The sequence below is a fragment of the Stenotrophomonas sp. genome (assembly GCF_032099025.1).
Taxonomy (GTDB): Bacteria; Pseudomonadota; Gammaproteobacteria; order Xanthomonadales; family Xanthomonadaceae; genus Stenotrophomonas.
Map to the genome: position 1 here is coordinate 188,806 of NZ_DAMCID010000003.1, position 20,827 is coordinate 209,632.

General features: G+C 65.1%; 20 protein-coding genes. 12 read left to right on the forward strand and 8 right to left on the reverse strand.

Annotation, left to right across the window (positions count from 1 at the left end; translation table 11 throughout):
• Window positions 1-130 precede the first annotated feature (130 nt).
• Window positions 131-508, reverse strand: coding sequence for an outer membrane protein assembly factor BamE (gene bamE / locus RT456_RS04085; RefSeq protein WP_313342851.1), 378 nt, complete (start codon window positions 506-508; stop codon window positions 131-133).
• A gap of 231 nt (window positions 509-739) precedes the next feature.
• Between bamE and RT456_RS04090 the strand changes: the two genes are divergently transcribed.
• The 6 genes from RT456_RS04090 (at window position 740) to RT456_RS04115 (ending at window position 6,913) form a co-directional block, all read left to right on the forward strand.
• Entirely contained in the window at window positions 740-964 is a 225-nt protein-coding gene (locus RT456_RS04090) for an AbrB/MazE/SpoVT family DNA-binding domain-containing protein (RefSeq protein WP_313342853.1), read from the forward strand.
• Between the two features lie 7 nt (window positions 965-971).
• A complete protein-coding gene (locus RT456_RS04095) occupies window positions 972-1,370 on the forward strand; it encodes a type II toxin-antitoxin system VapC family toxin (protein ID WP_313342856.1) in 399 nt (132 codons plus the stop codon).
• Window positions 1,371-1,430: 60 nt separating this feature from the next.
• Window positions 1,431-4,016 carry a bifunctional aconitate hydratase 2/2-methylisocitrate dehydratase gene (gene acnB / locus RT456_RS04100; protein WP_313342858.1) on the forward strand — a complete coding sequence of 862 codons (2,586 nt, stop codon included), beginning with the start codon at window positions 1,431-1,433 and terminating at the stop codon, window positions 4,014-4,016.
• Window positions 4,017-4,176: 160 nt separating this feature from the next.
• The gene (locus tag RT456_RS04105) at window positions 4,177-4,785 is read left to right on the forward strand and encodes a hypothetical protein (RefSeq protein WP_313342861.1); all 609 of its coding nucleotides are present in this window, start codon (window positions 4,177-4,179) and stop codon (window positions 4,783-4,785) included.
• Between the two features lie 817 nt (window positions 4,786-5,602).
• Window positions 5,603-6,655, forward strand: coding sequence for a thiamine-phosphate kinase (locus tag RT456_RS04110; protein ID WP_313342864.1), 1,053 nt, complete (start codon window positions 5,603-5,605; stop codon window positions 6,653-6,655).
• Between the two features lie 120 nt (window positions 6,656-6,775).
• Entirely contained in the window at window positions 6,776-6,913 is a 138-nt protein-coding gene (locus RT456_RS04115) for a hypothetical protein (RefSeq protein ID WP_313342866.1), read from the forward strand.
• Between the two features lie 62 nt (window positions 6,914-6,975).
• Here the strand turns inward: RT456_RS04115 and RT456_RS04120 are convergent, their stop codons facing one another.
• Window positions 6,976-8,229, reverse strand: coding sequence for a LysR family transcriptional regulator (locus RT456_RS04120; protein WP_313342869.1), 1,254 nt, complete (start codon window positions 8,227-8,229; stop codon window positions 6,976-6,978).
• A 101-nt stretch (window positions 8,230-8,330) separates the two neighbouring features.
• On the opposite strand from RT456_RS04120, the gene RT456_RS04125 reads away from it, so the two are divergent.
• The 6 genes from RT456_RS04125 (at window position 8,331) to RT456_RS04150 (ending at window position 14,773) form a co-directional block, all read left to right on the forward strand.
• Complete coding sequence (locus RT456_RS04125) at window positions 8,331-9,002, forward strand: 4-carboxy-4-hydroxy-2-oxoadipate aldolase/oxaloacetate decarboxylase (RefSeq protein WP_313342872.1); 672 nt, start codon at window positions 8,331-8,333, stop codon at window positions 9,000-9,002.
• Complete coding sequence (locus RT456_RS04130; protein ID WP_313342875.1) at window positions 8,995-10,050, forward strand: 4-oxalomesaconate tautomerase; 1,056 nt, start codon at window positions 8,995-8,997, stop codon at window positions 10,048-10,050. Before RT456_RS04125 ends, RT456_RS04130 begins: the two co-directional genes overlap by 8 nt.
• Before the next feature lie 58 nt (window positions 10,051-10,108).
• Window positions 10,109-11,422, forward strand: a complete 1,314-nt coding sequence (dctA, locus tag RT456_RS04135; RefSeq protein ID WP_313342878.1) for a C4-dicarboxylate transporter DctA — start codon at window positions 10,109-10,111, stop codon at window positions 11,420-11,422.
• A gap of 80 nt (window positions 11,423-11,502) precedes the next feature.
• Window positions 11,503-12,783 (forward strand): carbohydrate porin, encoded by a 1,281-nt coding sequence (locus RT456_RS04140; protein ID WP_313342881.1) that lies wholly within the window; start codon window positions 11,503-11,505, stop codon window positions 12,781-12,783.
• Window positions 12,784-12,806: 23 nt separating this feature from the next.
• On the forward strand, window positions 12,807-13,829 hold the full coding sequence (locus RT456_RS04145) for an amidohydrolase family protein (RefSeq protein WP_313342883.1): 1,023 nt from the start codon (window positions 12,807-12,809) through the stop codon (window positions 13,827-13,829).
• A gap of 11 nt (window positions 13,830-13,840) precedes the next feature.
• The gene (locus RT456_RS04150; protein ID WP_313342886.1) at window positions 13,841-14,773 is read left to right on the forward strand and encodes an amidohydrolase family protein; all 933 of its coding nucleotides are present in this window, start codon (window positions 13,841-13,843) and stop codon (window positions 14,771-14,773) included.
• Here the strand turns inward: RT456_RS04150 and RT456_RS04155 are convergent.
• The 6 genes from RT456_RS04155 to RT456_RS04180 form a co-directional block, all read right to left on the reverse strand.
• Window positions 14,713-15,093 carry a hypothetical protein gene (locus tag RT456_RS04155; protein WP_313342889.1) on the reverse strand — a complete coding sequence of 127 codons (381 nt, stop codon included), beginning with the start codon at window positions 15,091-15,093 and terminating at the stop codon, window positions 14,713-14,715. The two genes, RT456_RS04150 and RT456_RS04155, sit on opposite strands and share 61 nt — an antisense overlap.
• 194 nt (window positions 15,094-15,287) lie before the next feature.
• Window positions 15,288-16,355 (reverse strand): chemotaxis response regulator protein-glutamate methylesterase, encoded by a 1,068-nt coding sequence (locus RT456_RS04160; protein WP_313342891.1) that lies wholly within the window; start codon window positions 16,353-16,355, stop codon window positions 15,288-15,290.
• Window positions 16,352-16,948: a chemoreceptor glutamine deamidase CheD gene (cheD, locus tag RT456_RS04165; RefSeq protein ID WP_313342893.1), complete on the reverse strand. Its 597-nt coding sequence runs from the start codon at window positions 16,946-16,948 to the stop codon at window positions 16,352-16,354. Before cheD ends, RT456_RS04160 begins: the two co-directional genes overlap by 4 nt.
• Window positions 16,945-17,811 carry a CheR family methyltransferase gene (locus tag RT456_RS04170; RefSeq protein WP_313342895.1) on the reverse strand — a complete coding sequence of 289 codons (867 nt, stop codon included), beginning with the start codon at window positions 17,809-17,811 and terminating at the stop codon, window positions 16,945-16,947. The genes cheD and RT456_RS04170 overlap by 4 nt, the downstream gene beginning before the upstream one ends.
• An 11-nt stretch (window positions 17,812-17,822) precedes the next feature.
• The gene (locus tag RT456_RS04175; protein WP_313342897.1) at window positions 17,823-20,093 is read right to left on the reverse strand and encodes a methyl-accepting chemotaxis protein; all 2,271 of its coding nucleotides are present in this window, start codon (window positions 20,091-20,093) and stop codon (window positions 17,823-17,825) included.
• A gap of 225 nt (window positions 20,094-20,318) precedes the next feature.
• Window positions 20,319-20,827, reverse strand: a 509-nt coding sequence (locus RT456_RS04180) for a methyl-accepting chemotaxis protein (RefSeq protein ID WP_313342900.1), incomplete at its 5' end; no start/stop codon positions are given.

The following is a 20,827-nucleotide window of genomic DNA, read 5'->3' on the forward strand; positions in this document are numbered from 1 at the left end:
CGGGCCATGGACGGCCAGTGACAGAACGCAAGGTTACACAGCCACATGTAGCGCCTGTGTCATCACGCAGGCCCCACAAACGCGGACGGGGCGCCAAAGGGCGCCCCGTCGGGGAAAGCGTGCTGCGCCGTTACTTGCCGTTGGCGGCGTCGATCAGCGGGTTGCCGGTCTTGCCCACGGCATTGGACTTCGACTTGGCCGACAGCAGGCCCTTCTTGTTGAACTCGAACACCGTAGCTTCCTGCACATTCTTGCCGAAGTGCTTGATGTTGACGTAGTCGTAGTACCAGATCTGCGTATCGCCGAGCTGCTCGCGCCGGCTGGGGGCGCCGTAGGCCTCGCGGATCTGGTCCTGCGTGGTCTTGCCGACTTCAGCGGCATCCATCTGCTTCTGGGTGATCTCGGTACCGGTCTTGTAGCCGCCGAACGGATTGGCGTGGGCCGACGGGGTGGACAGGGTCAGCGGGGCGGCCAACAACAGGGCCAGGGCAAGTGCGGTGTTGCGCATCGGGGGATGTCCTTCTCTAGGCGATGGAGGTGTACAGCTCTTTCATTCTAGTGAATCAATCCACCCATTCAGCCGTTTACGTCACAAATCGGCGGATATGCCGACATTTCGCCCCTTTCTTGGGCGAGGCGCCTTCACGCCGCCGGGGGTTCAGCCCGCAGCCGGTCAGTACCGTGGCGGTATGGATGGTCAGGTATGTATAATTCGTACATACCAAACCGGGCCTACCCCATGGAAGCCACCGTCGCCGAGCGCGGCCAGATCACCCTGCCCAAGGCAGTGCGCGATGCGTTGGGCCTCACCAAGGGCACCCAGCTCAAGGTGGAGCTGGACGGCAGCCGCATCATCCTGCGCAAGAGCGTGGACGACGCCATTTCCCGTGCACGCGGCAAGTTCGCGCTGGACGGTTTCGAGTCGGCCGACGCGGCCGTGCGCACCGTGCGCGACGAGGAATGAGCGCCGCATGATCGCCGTCGATTCCCCGGTCCTCATCGAACTGCTCAGCAACGGCCCGCAGGCCGATGCGGTGGAAGCCTGCCTTCGCCAGAGCCTGGTCGGGGGACGCGTGGTGATCTGCGGGGTGGTGCTGGCCGAGATCTGCGCCGCGCTGCGCGGCGGTACCGAAGCACAGGAAGCGCTGGAGGAAATGGGCATCCATTTCAGCCCGCTCGAAGCCAAGTCCGCGCTGCGTGCCGGTGAGATGCACCGCCGCCACCGGCAGCGTGGCAGCGGCCGGCGTGGCATCGACGACTTCATGGTCGGCGCCCATGCGCTGCTGCAGTGCGACGGCCTGATCACCTGGAACGACACCTTTTACCGCGACTACTTCAAGGGCCTGAAGCTGATCGTGCCGCACGCCTGAGCCCCGTTTTTCCACCGCAGTATTCAACCGTATTCTTCAAAGAATCACCCGGGAGTTGTCATGTTGGAAGCCTACCGCCACCACGTAGCCGAGCGCGCCGCGCTTGGCATCCCGCCGCTGCCGCTGAGCGCCCAGCAGACGGCCGACGTCATCGAACTGCTCAAGAACCCGCCGGCCGGCGAGGCAGAGTTCCTGCTGGAACTGCTGACCCACCGCGTTCCGGCCGGCGTGGATGACGCCGCCAAGGTCAAGGCCTCGTACCTGGCCGCCATCGCCTTCGGCAGCGAAACCAATGTGCTCATCAGCCGCGAGCGCGCCACCGAACTGCTGGGCACCATGCTCGGCGGTTACAACGTCGCCCCGCTGGTGCAGCTGCTCGACGACGCCGCGGTCGGCGCGATCGCCGCCGAAGCGCTGAAGAAGACCCTGCTGGTCTTCGACGCCTTCCACGACGTCCAGGAAAAGGCCAAGGCCGGCAATGCCCACGCCCAGGGCGTGCTGCAGAGCTGGGCCGATGCCGAATGGTTCACCAGCCGCCCGGAAGTGCCGCAGAGCCTGACCATCACCGTGCTCAAGGTGACCGGCGAAACCAACACCGACGACCTGTCGCCGGCGCCGGACGCCACCACCCGCCCGGACATCCCGCTGCACGCCCTGGCGATGCTGAAGAACAAGCGCGATGGCATCGAGCCGGAAGAAGACGGCAAGCGCGGCCCGGTCAAGTTCATTGAATCGCTGAAGGACAAGGGCCATCTGGTCGCCTACGTAGGCGACGTGGTGGGCACCGGTTCGAGCCGCAAATCCGCCACCAACTCGGTGCTGTGGTTCACCGGCGAAGACATTCCGTTCATTCCGAACAAGCGCTTCGGCGGCGTGTGCCTGGGCTCCAAGATCGCCCCGATCTTCTACAACACCATGGAAGACGCCGGCGCGCTGCCGATCGAGCTGGACGTGTCGCAGATGAACATGGGCGACGTGGTCGAGCTGCGTCCGTATGACGGCAAGGCACTGAAGGACGGGCAGGTCATCGCCGAGTTCCAGGTGAAGTCCGACGTGCTGTTCGACGAAGTGCGTGCCGGTGGCCGCATTCCGCTGATCATCGGCCGTGGCCTGACCGCCAAGGCGCGCGAAGCGCTGGGCCTGGCCCCGACCGATCTGTTCCGCCTGCCGATGGACCCGCCGGACACCGGCAAGGGCTTCTCGCTGGCGCAGAAGATGGTCGGCCGCGCCTGTGGCCTGCCGGAAGGCCAGGGCATGCGCCCGGGCACCTACTGCGAACCGAAGATGACCTCGGTGGGCTCGCAGGACACCACCGGTCCGATGACCCGCGACGAGCTGAAGGACCTGGCGTGCCTGGGCTTCTCGGCCGACCTGGTGATGCAGTCGTTCTGCCACACCGCAGCCTACCCGAAGCCGGTCGACGTCAAGACCCACCACACGCTGCCGGAATTCATCTCGACCCGTGGCGGCGTCTCGCTGCGTCCGGGCGACGGCGTGATCCACAGCTGGCTCAACCGCATGCTGCTGCCCGACACCGTCGGCACCGGCGGCGATTCGCACACCCGCTTCCCGGTGGGCATTTCGTTCCCGGCCGGCTCGGGCCTGGTGGCCTTCGCCGCCGCCACCGGTGTGATGCCGCTGGACATGCCCGAATCGGTGCTGGTGCGCTTCAAGGGCACCATGCAGCCGGGCGTGACCCTGCGTGACCTGGTCAACGCGATCCCGCTGTACGCGATCAAGTCGGGCCTGCTGACCGTGGCCAAGGCCGGCAAGAAGAACATCTTCTCCGGTCGCATCCTGGAAATCGAAGGTCTGCCGGAGCTGAAGGTCGAGCAGGCATTCGAACTGTCCGATGCCTCGGCCGAACGTTCGGCTGCCGGTTGCTCGGTGCACCTGAACAAGGAGCCGATCATCGAGTACCTCACCAGCAACATCACGCTGTTGAAGTGGATGATCGCCGAGGGTTACCAGGACGCCCGTTCGCTGGCCCGCCGCATCGAGAAGATGGAAGCGTGGCTGGCCAACCCGGAGCTGCTGCAGCCGGATGCCGACGCCGAGTACGCCGCCGTCATCGAGATCGACCTGGCCGACATCCACGAGCCGATCGTGGCGTGCCCGAACGATCCGGACGACGTCAAGACGCTGTCGGACGTGGCCGGTGCGGCCATCGACGAAGTGTTCATCGGTTCGTGCATGACCAACATCGGTCACTTCCGTGCGGCGGCCAAGCTGCTGGAAGGCAAGCGCGACATTCCGACCAAGCTGTGGGTGGCCCCGCCGACCAAGATGGACGCCTCGGAGCTGACCAAGGAAGGCCATTACGGCACCTTCGGCACCGCCGGCGCCCGCATGGAAATGCCGGGCTGCTCGCTGTGCATGGGCAACCAGGCGCAGGTGCGTGAGGGCGCGACGGTGTTCTCCACCTCGACCCGCAACTTCCCGAATCGTCTGGGCCGCAACTCGAACGTGTACCTGGGTTCGGCCGAGTTGGCCGCGATCTGCTCGCGCCTGGGTCGCATCCCGACCAAGGAAGAGTACATGGCCGACATCGGCGTGCTCGATGCCAGCAGCAAGGACATCTACCGCTACATGAACTTCGACCAGATCGAGGACTATCAGGACGTGGCCAAGACGGTTGCTGCCTGACGTTTTTTGTTCAGTGCAGTCCCAACAGACCCGGCTGAAGCCGGGTCTGTTGCTTTGCGACCTACGCGCTTCGGCGGAAGCGATCGCTCTTGGCCTTTTCTAGAAAGGCAGTGCGTGGCACCATTGCAATTGCGCGAATCTTCCTTAATGGTGTGTCGAAATGCCTAATCAGCCGCCAAGTCGAAGTGATGTGGTTGAGATTATCGAGTCCATTATCAATTCGTCAGAATTTTGCAAAGCTGTTGCAGGCTCTTCGTACTGGCATCCACTGGGGTTCTTCAAGTGTGTGGTTCCCGGTCAAGTCGATGGGCGGTTCATTCGAATTCATTATTGGCCCCCTGCGGTACAGGTGATGGAGGATGTGCATTCGCACCGCTCTGGATTCGTATCATCAGTGATGTATGGAAGCATCACTCAAGAAAAGTTTGAGCTCATCAATGGCGATGAGTTGAAGATGATTGAATACAAATATAATTCGTCCGGCGAGGTGTCCGCGGTGCAGGCTGGGTTTCGCAACCTACGGCTTACCGAATGCTGCCAGCTTGACGCGGGCAGTCAGTATTCAATTGCAGCTAGCGAGCTCCATCGAATTCGGGTGCCTGAAGAAGGTGCCGTGACAGCGTCCTCTTGGGAGGTGCCGGTAGCAGTCGCAATTGTTCTCAAAGAGAGAGGCGCCTCGGTAGACGAATGCTGCCATCGAGGATTGTGCGAAGCTGATGATCTCGTTGAAATTGCAACTCAGATTAAATTGAGGATTGGCGCGCCATGATTCTTGGGAAGGAGCACATTGTAAGACTCTCGAATGGGGATCAAAGAATGATTTCCCCGTTCAATGAGGAGAACGTAAGGCGAAGCTCCTACGACCTTACGGTGGGAGGAGAGTACTACTGTGGTGCTAACGATGAATGTGGCGAGATTGAAACGAAGGAGCTGCGGCGGGGCCATACGTTCATGATCCCACCGCACGGCCTCTGTTTCATCCTTTCCTCGGAGGCGTTGCACCTTCCAGTTGATGTGACTGCTAAAGTTTCGCTTCGTATGTCGCATGTTTACGATGGCTTGGTTTTGACGTCGCAACCGCCTTTTGACCCAGGCTATAAAGGGCGAGTGATTGTGATGATTCATAATCTATCATCAGTCGCGAGGCCTTTAAAGAGAGGCGAGAGAGTCGCTACAATAGAATTCACGCGAGTGAGTGGCGTTCCGCCAATTCATAGTATCAACGGCCAGGTGGGGACGAAAGTTCATCGAACCGTCATTGGCATAGCGGAACAGTTGCGTAGCCCAGTGCGCGGCGGACTTGAAGAGTTGTCTAGTCGCTCCGTTCGGGTGGAGGGCCGATTGAGCAAAGCCTTCAGCGTAGGGCTGGCATATGCAGCAATTCTACTGGCAATGGTCGCCGTCCCGCAGCTGGCGATGTATTCGGCGTACGACGCGAGACTTGCGGATCTTCGGCAAAAGATTGATCAGCTGGAGGCAAAATTAAACCAAGAACGCGCAACTGTAGCGAGACGAGAGTCCCCTGTAAGTTCTGCAGAGTCCTCTCAAGTAAGCCGTAACGCTGGAGACAAAGGCGAGCCACTCTGATGATCGTTGACCAAGAAAATCGTGCTCTCACAATGTTGGATGTTGGAGAGAAGGGGTTCATCTCGTCACTGAAGCCGTTGCTGACGCAGAGTGGTAACTTCGTCAACGGATTCGGCCACGACGTAAGTGTCATCGATCTGGGATTCGAAGATCTGGTCGCGTTCAAAATCGATAGGGCTTCAAGACCGGTGCTTCTGGATCTAGGGGTGAATGACTACGCGATTTGGGGTCGACTAGCTGCAGTAGCCAACATAAGCGACATGGCGGCAGGAGGGGCTGTGCCACAAGCCATCATGCTTTCTCTGGTGCTTCCTCGAAATTTTTGTGCGGAGGATGCTCGTAACATAGTTCTCGGGTGTCAGGCGGCCTGTAATGAGCATGGGGTTAGCTTCGTCGGTGGTGATACGAAAGAGGGCGGGGGCGTTGAAGTTATAGGCGCTGCAATCGGGCGCGTTGGACGTGATAGGTACTGGAGTAGAAAAAAGGCCGATGTCGGTGATGTGCTTTACGTAACCGGAAAGCTCGGTGGCGCAGGAGCTAGCATGGTGCTGATGGGGGAGTTTGGCGGCCTTCGGAGAGAGGAGTGCATCCGTGTCCTGAGTATGCCGACCGTGGATCTTGCTATTGCGAGCGAGCTTCGAGCTTGCGGCTTAGTGTTCTCTGCATGCGATCTCAGCGACGGGCTGGCAGACGCGGTTGAACTGTTCTGCTCAGATAAAGTGGGAATCATTTTGGAGGCTGCGCGCTTTCCCCTTCATGAATTGGCGGAATTGGTTGGAGTTATGAAAGATTGTGATCCTTGGAAATTGGCTTTCGCCGTCGGGGATTGGGGTCTTGCCTTCGTAGTCAAGGCTGAGGATGTTGATGAATTTGAGAGGCGGATATCTGGTTCTGACAGGTGTTCAAAAGTAGGTACATTCACTCGTGGCGCTTCTAGGAGTGTGGCGCTTGTTTCGGGGGTTGCTCCCTTGCCGATGATTAGAAATGAGCATTTTAGATCTCGACTTGAGGACGGCGCATCATTTCTCAGTGGTGCTTTTGTTGATCCGTAGGATGGATGGTGCTCGTGAAATCATGGGCTGCCCCCATTGTTACCTGCATGAATCTGCGTGACGATAAGGGGATATCCCTAGCTCCGTTGATGGTGCAGAACCGGGCGCTGTCGAGGTCGAATGGATGGTATCCCGACCAAGGAAGAGTACATGGCCGACATCGGCGTGCTCGATGCCAGCAGCAAGGACATCTACCGCTACATGAACTTCGACCAGATCGAGGACTACCAGGACGTGGCCAAGACGGTTGCCGCCTGAACCTGATCGGTTGATGTGTTGAACGAAAACCCCCGGTGAAAGCCGGGGGTTTTTCGTTTCCTTCAACGCGCGGGGTAACGGAACGGCCAGGCGCCGTCCGCGTCGTTGCTGCGTTCGGCGCACACGGTACGAAAGGTGTCCACGAACGCCTGCTGCAGGCGGGTCGGGTGCCAGTCGGCGCGGGTAGTCAGGCCGATGCGGCGGCGCAGCTCGTCGCCGGCGCTGCCGATCTCGCAGAGCAGGCCGGCGCGGCGTTCGATCACGAACTGGTCGCGTGACATCAGGGTGAGCCAGTCGTCTTCCAGCAGCAGGCCGCGGGTGATCAGCACCGAACCGCATTCGATGCGCAGGCGTGGCGGTTCATGGCCGTGCTGGCGGAACATGCGCTCCCAGCGTGCGCGCACCGGGGCGCCGGTCGCGGCGATGACCCACGGGTAGTCGAGCAGCCGGTCGAACGTGGGGGTGCCCGCATGGGCGAGCGGATGGCCGCTGCGCGCGACGATCACCGGGTCGTCGTCGAACAGGCCTTCCTGGGCCACGTCGCGCACCGGCAGGGTGTCGCGCATGGCGCCGATCAGCAGGTCCAGGCTGCCTGCACGCAGGTCACCCAGCAGTTCCGCATACGGACCTTCAATCACGTTCACGGACGCGCCCGGATGCGCACGGGCGAACCGTGCGAGCACCTGCGGAAGGAGGATGGCGCGGGCCAGCGGCATGACGCCGAGAGTGACCCGTCCGCCGTGTTCCGAGCGCAGCAGGGCCACTTCATCCAGCCCTGCGGCCAGTTCGGACAGCGCCAGCCGTACCAGCCGCAGCATGCGCGTGGCGGCCGGCGTGGTCTGTACGGTCTTGCCGTGACGTTCAGTGAGTGGAATTTCGATGGCGGTGCCCAGCTCGTGCACGGCACGATAGATCGCCGGCTGCGAGATGCCGGCACGGCTGGCGGCCAGGGTGAAGCTGCCAGCGGCGTCCACCGCCACCAGCGCCCGCAGCTGGCCGAGGGTGACCCGTCGCTCGACGGCGGGCAGGGCGGGCAGGCGCTGCGTGCGACGGGCAAGCCTTACGCCGTCGGCGATGTAGCTGATGGCGCGCTCGATCCGGGGCACCAGCAGTTCCGCCGCCTCGGTCGGCGCCATGCCGCCGGGCTGGCGGTCGAACAGGGTGGCATCGAGCTGTGTTTCCAGCCGCGCGATCGCCTGGGTGAGCGCGGGCTGTGACAGATTCACCTGCGGCGCAGCGGCGCTGATGCCGCCATGCCGGTGCACCGCGACCAGCGCGTGGAGGTGTTTCAGGTTCAGTTCGTCGACCCGCTTCATGCACCAACTATAACCAAACCCAATGGCAGTTGCGGAAATCGATCTTGAGGGGGTGGTCTCAGCGGGACAACACTTCATCATCGTCATTGAAGGATGGATGGATGTCCCGCGTCGTCACCCATGTCGAACGCGCCGCTGCCGGCGCGATCCAGATTCTGGCCCAGGCCGGTGTTGCCACCGCGCACGAAGCCCAAGGTCGCAGCGGACTGCTGCATCCGCGGCTGCGCCCGATCTACAGCGGCGCGCGCATCGCCGGCAGCGCCATCACCGTGTCGATGCCCCCCGGCGACAACTGGATGATGCATGTGGCCATCGAGCAGCTGCGCGATGGCGATGTGCTGGTGGTGGCGCCAACCAGCGAGTGCACCGACGGTTATTTCGGCGACCTGCTGGCCACCTCGGCCCAGGTGCGCGGCTGCCGTGGGCTGGTAATCGATGCCGGCGTGCGCGATGTGCGCGACCTGACCGCGATGGGCTTTCCGGTGTGGAGCCGGGCGATCCACGCGCAGGGTACGGTCAAGGAAACACTGGGCGCGGTGAACGTGCCGGTGGTGTGCGGCGGCGCGCTGGTGCACGCCGGTGACGTGGTGATCGCCGACGATGACGGCGTGTGCATCGTGCCGCGTGCCGATGCCGCACGCGTGGCGGCCGAGTCGCAGGCGCGCGAGGCGCGCGAGGCGGAGAAACGCGATCGTCTGGCCAAGGGCGAGCTGGGCCTGGACATCTACGCCATGCGCGAGCGCCTGGCGGCCAAGGGCCTGCGCTATGAATGAGGGCGTGCCGGCGATGTGGATGCGCGGTGGCACGTCCAAGGGCGGCTACTTCCTGGCCACGGACCTGCCTGCCAACGCGGACGCCCGCGATGCGTTCCTGCTGCGCGCCTACGGCTCGCCCGACCCGCGCCAGATCGACGGCATGGGCGGCGCCGATCCGCTGACCTCCAAGGTCGCCGTGGTGTCTCCGTCCACGCGGCCCGATGCAGACGTGGAATACCTGTTCCTGCAGGTGTTCGTGGACCAGGCCGTGGTGAGCGATGCGCAGAACTGCGGCAACCTGCTGGCCGGCGTAGGCCCGTTCGCCATCGAGCGTGGGCTGGTCCCGCCCACCGGCGAAAGCACCGATGTGCGCATCTTCATGGTGAACACCGGCAAGGTAGCGACCGCCAACGTACATACGCCCGGTGGCCAGGTGCACTATGACGGCACCGCCCGGATTGACGGGGTGCCGGGAACGGCTGCGCCGATCCCGCTGACCTTTGCCGACATCGCGGGGTCGAGCTGCGGCGCGCTGCTGCCGACGGGCAGGGCCCGTGATGTGATCGACGGCGTGGACGTCACCCTGATCGACAACGGCATGCCGTGCGTGGTGCTGCGCGCCAGCGACGTGGGTGTGAGCGGGTACGAGGACCGCGCCACGCTGGATGCCGACGACGCAGTGAAGGCGCGGTTGGAGGCGATCCGGCTGCAGGCGGGCCCGCTGATGAACCTCGGCGACGTCGCGGCGCAGTCGGTACCGAAAATGATGCTGGTGGCCGCGCCACGCGATGGCGGTGCGATCTGCGTGCGTTCCTTCATTCCGCACCGCTGCCACGCCTCCATCGGGGTCCTCGGTGCGGTGACCGTGGCGACGGCCTGCCTGCTGCCCGATTCACCGGCCAGCGCACTGGCGGTGGTGCCGGACGGCAACCGCCTCCCACTGGACATCGAACACCCCAGTGGCAGCACTGGCTGCGTGCTGGAGCGGGATGCAGAAGGCCACGTGGTTGCCGCCGCGATCCTCCGGACGGCCCGGAAACTGTTCGACGGGGTGCTGTTCGGTTGAACCCCGGTTCGACTGAATGCGCGCCACGTCTTTATTCTTGCGACCTGGGAGGGTTGATATGACCGTTGTAGAGAAGCGGCAGGGCCGCTTCGGCGTCTTTGGCCAGTTGTGGTTCCAGGTGCTGGCCGGCACCCTCATCGGCGTCGTGCTGGGCTGGCTGCAGCCGGACTGGGGTTCGGCGATGAAGCCGTTCGGTGATGCCTTCATCAAGCTGATCCGGATGATGATCGGGCCGATCATCTTCGTCACCGTGGTGCACGGTATCGCCGGCATGCGCGACATGCGCAGTGTGGGCCGGCTCGCACTGAAGTCGTTGATCTATTTCGAGGTGATCACGATTCTCGCGTTGATCGTCGGCCTGGTCGCGGTAGACCTGTGGAAGCCGGGCGCGGGCATGAACATCGACCCGGCCACCATCGACATGGCCAGCATCCAGGGCTATGTGCATACCGCGCATGACCGGTCGATCGTCTCCTACATCATGGCGATCATCCCCAACACGCTGGTCAGCGCCTTCACCGAAGCGCACGTGCTGCAGGTACTGTTCGTGGCGGTGCTGTTCGGCGTGGCGCTGGCCTCCATTGGCGAGCGCGGCGCGCCGGTGATGAAGGTCATCGAAGGTACGTCGGCGGCCCTGTTCAAGATCATCGGCTACGTCATGTACTTCGCGCCGATCGGTGCGTTCGGTGCCATCGCGTTCACCGTGGGCCAGTTCGGCGCCGGTTCGCTGCTGTCGCTGGGCGAGCTGATCATCGAGTTCTTCGTGGTCTGTGCGGCGTTCACGGTGTTCGTTCTCGGCGCGGTGTGCTGGTGGACCGGTGCCAGCCTGTGGCGGCTGCTGGCCTACCTGCGCGATGAAATCGTGATCGTCGCGGCTACCACGTCCACCGAGACGGTGCTGCCGCGCCTGATCGAGAAGATGAAGAAGCTCGGCTGCGAAGAAGGCGTGGTCGGGTTCGTGATTCCCGCCGGCTACTCGTTCAACCTCGATGGCACCTGCCTGTACCTGACCACGGTAGCGCTGTTCCTGGCCCAGGCGACCAACACCGAGCTGACGGTGTGGCACCAGCTGGGCCTGATCGCGGTGCTGCTGCTGACCTCCAAGGGCGCTGCCGGCGTTGCAGGCGCCGCGTTCGTGGTGCTGGCGGCGACGCTGGGCACCACCGGCACCATCCCGGTGGCCAGCATCGCGCTGATCCTGGGCATCCACCGCATCCTGGCCGAAGGCCTGACCTTCGTGAACCTGGTGGGCAACGCGATTGCGGTGCTGGTGATCGCCAAGTGGGAAGGCAAGCTGGACGAGAAGGTGATGGCCGCGCAGATCGGCACCCGCCGCGCCCGCCTGCGCCATCTCGGCGCGCGCGAAGCCTGACCGACGCGCCGCGGGCCGCCCGCGGCCCCCACCCAGAACGCATTGAACCCGCTGCCCATGGCAGCGGGAAGGGAGATTGCATGTCCATCCTCCGTCACACCCCGCTGGCGCTGTTGTTGAGCGCCGCACTGGCCGCACCGGCCGCCGCCGAGGGCACCGTACCCAAGGGCGTCGACCTCACCCTGGATTTCGTCGGCAACGTCGCCTCCAACCCCGTGGGCGGGGTGGAGCAGGGCACCGAAGGCTCGTACTGGATCATGGCCCAGTCGAAGTTTGATCTGGACGAACTGTTCGGCGTGCACAGCACCGACGTGGACGCGCAGTGGGCCTGGTTCGCCGGGCGCAACCTGGCGCGCGAGAAAATCGGCAACTCGATCAGCGCCCAGCAGACCTGGCGCCCGGTGGCCGGTGGTCGCCTGACCCGGCTGACCATCCGCCACCGCTTCGACAACGGCCTGAGCATCACCGCCGGCCGCGCGCCGGTGAACAGTTACTTCAACAATTCGGCGCTCAACTGCGTGTTCATGAGCAATGCGATGTGCCTCACCCCGTACGGGGCGATCACCGACCTGGGCATCACCGCGTTCCCGAATTCGTCGTGGGCCGGCATCCTGCGCTACGACGTGGACGATCGCTGGTACGTGCAGGGTGGGGCCTTCGACTACAACAACGCGCTGAACAAGGCCGGCAAGAATGGCCTGGACTTCTCGGTGGGCGAGGGCACCGGCACCATCACCGCGTACGAGGCCGGCTACCAGACCAGCTTCGCCAACGACCGGCTGCCGCGCACATATCGGCTGGGCATGTACCGCAACAGCGATGGCGGCAAGAGCTCCTACTTCGATGCCGCTGGCAACTCCGCGGCGCTGACCGGACGCCCCACGGCGGTTCAGGACGGCGCACGGACGGGCTGGTATGCGATGGCCGACCAGACCGTGTGGCGCGGCGACGGCAAGCGCAACCTGGCGCTGTTCGCCCGGGCTTACGTCAACACCGGCAACGAGGCGCCGGTGGACCAGTTCCTGGCGGCCGGTTTCGTCAAGACCGGCACCTTCGCCGGCCGCGACCAGGACACCTTGGCGATGTTCGTTTCCAACACGCACTTCAGCGACGAACAGATCGCCTTCCTGCGCGACCGCCGCGCGCGCAACGGCGGCAGCGGTGCCCCGAATGCCGACGAGATCATCGCCGAGCTCAGCTACGGCTGGGCGGTGCACAAGGGCATCCGCCTGATGCCGAACCTGCAGTATGTGATCAACCCGGACCCCATCTACGCACCGACCCGCACCACCGACATCCCGGACGCATTGATCGTCGGGCTGCGCGTGGACGTCCACTTCGCCCAGCTGTTCGGCTGGTAACTCCTCCCCCACGAGGCCCCACGATGATCATCGATTGCCACGGTCACTACACCACCGCTCCCGCCAGCCACGATGCGTTCCGCAAGGCGCAGGTGGCCCACTTCAATGACCCGTCGCTCCCGGCGCCGGTGTACCCCACGATCAGCGACGACGAACTGCGCGACAGCGTGGAAGGCAACCAGCTGCGCCTGCTGCGCGAGCGCGGTGCGGACATGACGATCTTCTCGCCGCGCGCCAGCACCATGGCCCACCACATCGGCGACGAGGCCGTCAGCGCGGAATGGACGCGGCGCTGCAATGACCTGATCGCGCGGGTGGTGGCGCTGTACCCGGAGACGTTCATCGGTGTCTGCCAGCTGCCGCAGTCGCCCGGCGTGCCGATCGCGAATTCGATCGCCGAACTGGAGCGCTGCGTCAACGAGCTGGGCTTCGTCGGCTGCAATCTCAATCCAGACCCGTCCGGCGGTCATTGGACCGGCCTGCCGCTGACCGACCGCGCCTGGTATCCGTTCTTCGAGAAGATGGTGGAGCTGGACGTGCCGGCCATGGTGCACGTCTCGGGCAGCTGCAACGCCAACTTCCACGCCACCGGCGCGCACTACCTCAACGCCGACACCACCGCGTTCATGCAGTTCCTGCAGGGCGATCTGTTCCGTGACTTCCCGGACCTGCGCTTCATCATTCCGCACGGCGGTGGCGCGGTGCCCTACCACTGGGGCCGTTTCCGGGGGCTGGCCGACATGCTGGGCAAGCCGCCGCTGAACGAGCACGTGATGAAGAATGTGTTCTTCGACACCTGCGTTTACCATCAGCCGGGTATCGACCTGCTGTTCAAGGTGATCGACATCGACAACATTCTGTTTGGCTCGGAGATGGTGGGCGCGGTGCGAGGGATCGATCCGGAGACCGGGCAGTATTTCGACGACACGCTGCGCTACGTGGAGGCACTGGGGCTCTCGGCCGCAGATCGCACCAAGGTGCTTTCGGGTAATGCGCGCCGGGTGTACCCGCGACTGGACGCCCAACTGAAGGCGAGGGGGCTGTAATGGCGGAGTTTGTGAAAGACGCCGACTGGCTGGACTTCTGCCCGGACCCGAGCCGGCCGCAGTTCGTACCGCCGCCGGGTGCGGTGGACGCGCATTGCCATGTGTTTGGCCCTGGCGACCGCTTCCCGTATGCGCCGGAGCGCAAGTACACGCCGTGCGATGCCGGCAAGGAGCAGCTGTTCGCACTGCGCGACCACCTGGGTTTCTCGCGCAATGTGATTGTGCAGGCGACCTGCCACGGCGCCGACAACAGCGCGCTGGTGGACGCGCTGCTCAGTGCCGACGGGCGTGCACGCGGGGTGGCGACGGTACGCGACAGCGTCACGGATGCGGAGCTGCGTGAACTGCACGACGCCGGGGTGCGCGGCGTGCGCTTCAATTTCGTGAAGCGGCTGGTGGACCCGAAGCCGGATGCCTACTACCACGCGATCATCGAGCGGATCGCGCCACTGGGCTGGCATGTGGTGGTCTACTTCGAGGCGGCGGACCTGGCCGAGCGCTGGAACTTCTTCACCTCGTTGCCGACCACCGTGGTGGTGGACCACATGGGCCGGCCGGATGTGACCCAGCCGGTGGACGGGCCAGAGTTCCAACGGTTCGTACAGTTGATGCGCGAGCACCCGAACGTGTGGACGAAGGTCAGCTGCCCGGAGCGGTTGTCGCAGTCGGGTCCGCCGGCGTATGACGATGTGGTGCCCTTTGCGCGGCACCTGGTGGAGCAGTTCCCGGACCGGGTGCTGTGGGGCACGGATTGGCCGCACCCGAACCTGACATCGCACATGCCCGATGACGGCACGCTGGTGGACGTCATTCCCCGGATTGCGCTGACGCCGGAGCTCCAGCAGATGCTGCTGGTGGACAACCCGATGCGCTTGTACTGGGATCAGTCGTTCCAGTCTTCGGGCGTCCACTCGGCCTTGCCTACGATGCGCCTGCCCTTGTAGTGCAGCACGCCGGTGTTGCCTACGACATCCATCTCGAACCACGGCAGGCCGTCCCGCTCGCGCGGGCGGATGTAGGCGCGCTTCTGCGCGCGATTGAACTCGATGTAGTACGTGCGGTGCGGCATGTAGCTCTTGAAGTCGCTGGACATGACCTGGATCGCGCCAGGATCCTGGCGGCCGGTCATTTCCAGCGTGAAGTGGAACGTTCCCTGTGAGGCCTCGAACTGGAACAGGCTGCCGCTGGCGATGACGGCGGGCGACAGGCAGCACAGCAGCGCCCACAGCAGGCGGGTTCCGATCCAGCGGCAAGGCCTTTCCATGGCGTCTACTCCGTTGTGTTGAGGGCGCATCTCAACACAACGGCAGCAGGCGGGTGGCAACGTCAGTCACAGATATCGGCGGGCGGTGCCACGACGAACGGTCGTGGCCTACCCCAATAGCGCACGCCCGTTGACCGTGCGGCGGGCTGCCGCCTCCGGCCTGCTCTGGACCGGCTCGTCGTGGCACCGGCGAATCAGCCGCGTGCCAGCGCCATCAGACGTTCGGCGATGCGCTCCAGCGGGACCTGCTCGTCGGTGGCGCCCAGCTTGAACGCGGCGCCCGGCATGCCCCAGACCACGCTGGTGGCCTCGTCCTGCACCAGGGTCGGGGCGCCGACGTTCTTGAGCTCCAGCAGACCCCGTGCGCCGTCGTCGCCCATGCCGGTGAGGATCGCGCCGATGGCGTTGGCGCCGGCGCTCTCCGCGACCGAACGGAACAGCACGTCCACGGCAGGCTTGTGGCGGTTCACCGCCGGGCCGTCGTCGATACGGCAGCGCCAGCGGGCACCGTCGCGAATGACCCGCAGGTGCTTGCCGCCGGGCGGCAGGTAGGCGTGCCCGGGCAGCACGGCTTCGCCGTCGGTGGCTTCCCGCACCGACATCGCCGAATGGCGGTCAAGCCGCTCGGCGAACGGGGTGCTGAAGGCGGCGGGCAGGTGCTGGGTAAGTACCACGGCGGGGGCATCGGCGGGCATGCCTTCCAGCACCACGCGTAGTGCTTCGGTGCCGCCTGCCGACGCGCCGATGGCGATCAGGCGGTCGGTGGTACGGAACTGGATGGACCGCGTCGGGGCCGGGGCCACCGTGTCCAGGGTGATACGGGGCGTTATCGGACGCGCCAGCGTGCGCACGCGCGAGCGGGCGGCCATCTTGACCTTGCCGATGATCTCGTCGGCGTAGCCCTGCAGGCCACGGGCCACGTCGAACTTCGGCTTGGAAATGAAGTCCACCGCGCCCAGCGCCAGCGCCTGCAGGGTGGTATCGGCGCCACGCTCGGTCAGCGAGGAAATCATCACCACCGGCAGCGGATGCAGGCGCATCAGGTTTTCCAGGAACGCCAGGCCGTCCATGCGCGGCATTTCCACGTCCAGCGTGATCACGTCCGGCGCCAGGCGCTTGATCTTCTCGCGCGCCAGCAGGGGATCGGCGGCGGTGCCGACCACTTCGATGCCTGGATCGGCGGCCAGGATCTCGCTCAGCATCTGTCGTACGACGGCAGAATCGTCGACGATCAGGACTCTGCAGGGTGCACCCGTGATCATTCAAAGAGCTCCACGCCACCGGTGACCGGGGCACGCGCCAGGCGGGCGCGCACGGCGATTTCAGTCGCGGCCACTTCGGCTTCGTGTGCGTGCGGCAGGCGCTGCACGACCACGCGGCCGGTGTCGGCGAAGAACCACACCTTGCGCGGATGGATGCCACACAGGTCCTCTGCCAGCACCGGGATGTGCTCGGCCTGCAGGTACTGGCGGACGAACTCGGCGTTGCGCGTGCCGACCGGATTGCTGGTGAAGCCCTTGAGCACGTTGGCGCCGCCGAACACCTTCGCTTCCAGGCGCTTGCGGTGCGCGCCGCGCTTGAGCAGGTCGTTGATCAGCAGTTCCATGGCGTAGCTGCCATAGCGGGCCGGCGCGCCGTCGCCGACGTTGCCTTCGGGCAGCAGGAAGTGGTTCATGCCGCCGATCTTCAGCACCGGATCGCGCAGGCAGGCGGCCACGCACGAACCCAGCGTGGTGGTCAGCGCGGTGTCGTCATCCACCACCAGGTACTGGGTCGGCAGCAGCTTGGCCGCCGTGACCTTGAAGCGGCTGTCGAAGTAGCGCATGACCTCGTCGTTGCGGGCTGCCAGGTTCATACCGGCGCTCCGGGCGCCCGCTTGTACAAGGTGCGCCCGCACGGCTGGATCAGGTCCGCCGCATGCAGGTAGTTTTCCGAGTGGCCGGTGTAGAGCAGGCCATCGTCGCCCATGTGCTGGATCAGCCGCGAGAGGATGCCGCGCTGGGTGGGCTTGTCGAAGTAGATCATCACGTTGCGGCAGAACAGCGCGTCGAACGGGCCGCCCACGTCGTAGCGCGGCGCCAGCAGGTTCAGCGGGCGGAAGTCGATCAGGTCGCGCAGCGCCGGATGCACCCGGCAATGCCCCTCGTTGGGGCCGCTGCCGCGCTGGAAGTAGCGCTTCTTGAGGGCGATATCCAGCCCCGACACGCGGTCGATCGCGTAGACGCCACGGCTGGCCGTGGCCAGCACCTGGGTATCCACGTCGGTGGCGAGGATGCGTACCGGCGGCTTGAGCGTGCCGAAGGCCTCGCATGCGGTGATGGCCATGGAGTAGGGCTCTTCGCCGGTGGAGGCCGCACACGACCACAGCTGCAGCGTGCCATGGCCGGCGCGCGCGCGCAGCTCGGTGTCGAGCTTCTCGAAGTGGTGCGGCTCGCGGAAGAACGCGGTGAGGTTGGTGGTCAACGCATTGGTGAACGCCTGCCACTCATCGCCGCCGTGCTTCTCCAGCTGGTCCAGGTAGTCCTGGAAGTTGCGCAGTCCCAGCGCGCGCAGGCGGCGCGAGAGACGGCCGTAGACCATGTCGCGCTTGGCCGGTGCCAGCGAAATGCCGACGCGCTGGTAGATCAGGTCGCAGATGCGGCGGAAGTCCCGGTCGGCGAACTCGAATTCGCGACCGGTCGTTGACGCGGCAGAAGCAGGTGCGGAAGGCGTGCTCACAGGCGGATTCCTCAGAACTCTTGCCAGTTGCCGTCGTCGGCGATGGGGGTGCGGGGCGCACGTGCGGCCGCGACCTGCTTCGGTGCGCTGGCCTTGGGCGCGGCCGCCGGCTTCACGCTGCGCAGCGGGGCCGGCGTGGCGATGCGGGCGGTGACCGCGCTGACGGCCGCAGCCACTTGGTTGTCGAGGCGGAAGATGGACACCGCATCGGACAGCTGGGTCGCCTGTTCTTCCATGGCGCGGGCGGCAGCAGTGGCTTCTTCAACAAGTGCGGCGTTCTGCTGGGTGGTCTCGTCCATCTGCGTCACGGTCTGGTTGACCTGCTCGATGCCGGCCGACTGTTCCTGCGAGGCCGCGGAGATCTCGGCCATGATGTCGGTCACGCGCTGCACCGAGGCGACGATCTCGCCCATGGTGGTGCCGGCCTTGCGCACCAGCGCGGAGCCATCGGCCACGCTGGACACCGAATCGTCGATCAGGCCCTTGATCTCCTTGGCGGCACCGGCCGAACGCTGGGCCAGGGTGCGCACTTCGGAGGCGACCACGGCGAAGCCACGGCCCTGTTCGCCGGCGCGCGCCGCTTCCACCGCCGCGTTCAGCGCCAGGATGTTGGTCTGGAAGGCGATGCCGTCGATGACCGAGATGATCTCGGCAATGCGCTTGGAGCTGGCTTCGATCGCGCTCATGGTGGTCACCACCTGGCCGACCACGTCGCCGCCCTGCGAGGCCACCGAATGCGCGCCGATGGCGAGCTGGTTGGCCTGGCGGGCATGTTCGGCGTTCTGGCGCACGGTGGAGGTCAGTTCCTCCATCGAAGCGGCGGTTTCTTCCAGGTTGGCGGCCTGCTGTTCGGTACGGCGCGACAGGTCGTTGTTGCCGGTGGCGATCTCGCTGGCGGCCTGGTTGATGCTGCCCGCCGATTCCTGGATCTGGCCGACGATCTGGGTCAGCTGGGCGACGGTGGCGTTGGCGTCATCGCGCATGGTGGCGAACACGCCCTGGAAATCACCGTGCATGCGCGCGGTGAGGTCACCTTCGGCAATGGCCGAGAGCAGCTGCGACAGCTTGCCCAGGTTGTCGTCGCTCACCTGCATCATCGCGTTGAGGCTGGCGATCATCTGGCGGAAGTCGTGGTCGAAGCGGGCCTCGTCGCCGCGCTGGGTGAAGTCGCCGGCGGCGGCCGACGCGCCCAGGCGTTTGATTTCGGCGTTGATGCTGGCCAGGTTCTGCTTGACCGTATCGACGGTGGTGCTGATCGCCGCCTTGTCGCCCGGATACCGGGCGATGTCGGCGCTGAGATCGCCCACGGCATAGCGCTGCACCACGCCCAGCACGTCCTGCATGGTCTGCACGTGCGCGCCGACCAGGGCGTTGGTTTCATGCACCATCAGGCCGTACTCGCCCGGGAAAGCGCTCTCGTCCATGCGGTAACGGGTCTGGCCGGCCTCGTGCTGGCTGGCCATCTCGCGCTGGGCGCCGATGACGGCGTGCAGCTGCTGCTGCATGCGGCCCATGCTTTCGAGCAGGCGGCCCGGTTCGTCCTGGGCCTGCGGACCGATGCGGCTGTCCAGCTTGCCGCCGGCGATGCTCTCGGCCACGGTGGTGGCCTGGCGCAGCGGCCCGGTGATGCGGTTGCCGATCAGCCAGCTCAGGGCCAGCACTATCAGGACCAGGGCGCCGCCGGTGGCGGCCATGATGCCGGTGAAGGCCATGGCGGCGGCCTGGACGTCGTCCATGTACACACCGCTGGTGACCACCCACTGCCACGGCGCATACATGCCGGCGTAGGTAGCCTTCTCGATCAGCTTCTCGCCGGCGCCCGGCTTGGTGGTCGAGTAGTAGGTGAAGCCGCCGCCGGTTTTGGCCAGGTCCACCTGCTGCAGGTACAGCGGCACGCCGTCCTTGGACAGGTAGGCCTTCTGCACCTTGCCAACGCGGTCAGGCGCGAACGGATGCATCAGCAGGGTGTAATCGGTGGTCAGCACGTTGTAGTACGCGCTGTCGTTGTCGGCGCGCATGCCGTGCAGCGCCTTCAATGCCGCGGCCTTGGCCGCCTCTTCGGTGAGCTCGCCGGTGCCGGCCAGGCGCTTGTACTGGTCGATGATGCCGTAGGTCAGTTCGACCTGGGTCTTCAGGCCTTCCTTGCGCGTTTCGGCCAGGTCGACGTACTGCTTGCGCGCGGCGATGACGGCCAGTGCGATCACGCCGAGGGCGATCAGGGCGGTGAGCAGGTTGAGCTTGCCCCGGACGGAGAGGTTGGAGAAGCGACTGGAAAGATTCATGGGCATGGGGTCTTTTCGAGCGGGGGCGTGCAGCAATGCCTGGAGAGCGGGGCGGAAGCCGTGGGGGCCGACGTCGACGAACGTGTCGAGGCAATGCTGTTATCGGCCGCATGCGCGGTCTATTGAGGTCGCGCAGCTGAGCGCATTCAGCATTGGATGCAAAAAGGCCCCGATGCCGGAGCATCGGGGCCTGTGCAGAACCGGGGCGCGCGAGCGCCGGGCGGCTTAGAACTCCTGCCAGTCACCGTCGGCCAGTTCGGCGGCGACCGCACGGCTGGCCGGCTTGCGTACCGGGGACGGGGCTGCCGACGGACGGGCAACGGCGCGCGGCGTCGGCGCGGCGATGGGAGCGGCGGCAACCACGTCGCGCTCGTCGAGCGTGAAGATCGACACGGCATCGCTGAGGTGGCCGGCCTGTTCTTCCATCGAACGGGCGGCGGCGGTGGCTTCTTCGACCAGCGCGGCGTTCTGCTGGGTGGTCTCGTCCATCTGCACGACGGTCTGGTTGACCTGTTCGATGCCGGCGGACTGCTCCTGCGAGGCCGCCGAGATCTCGGCCATGATGTCGGTCACGCGCTGCACCGAGGCGACAATCTCGCCCATGGTCGCGCCGGCCTTGTGCACCAGCGCCGAGCCTTCGTTGACCTTGCCGACGGAGTCGTCGATCAGCCCCTTGATTTCCTTGGCGGCACCGGCCGAACGCTGGGCCAGGGTGCGCACTTCGGAGGCGACCA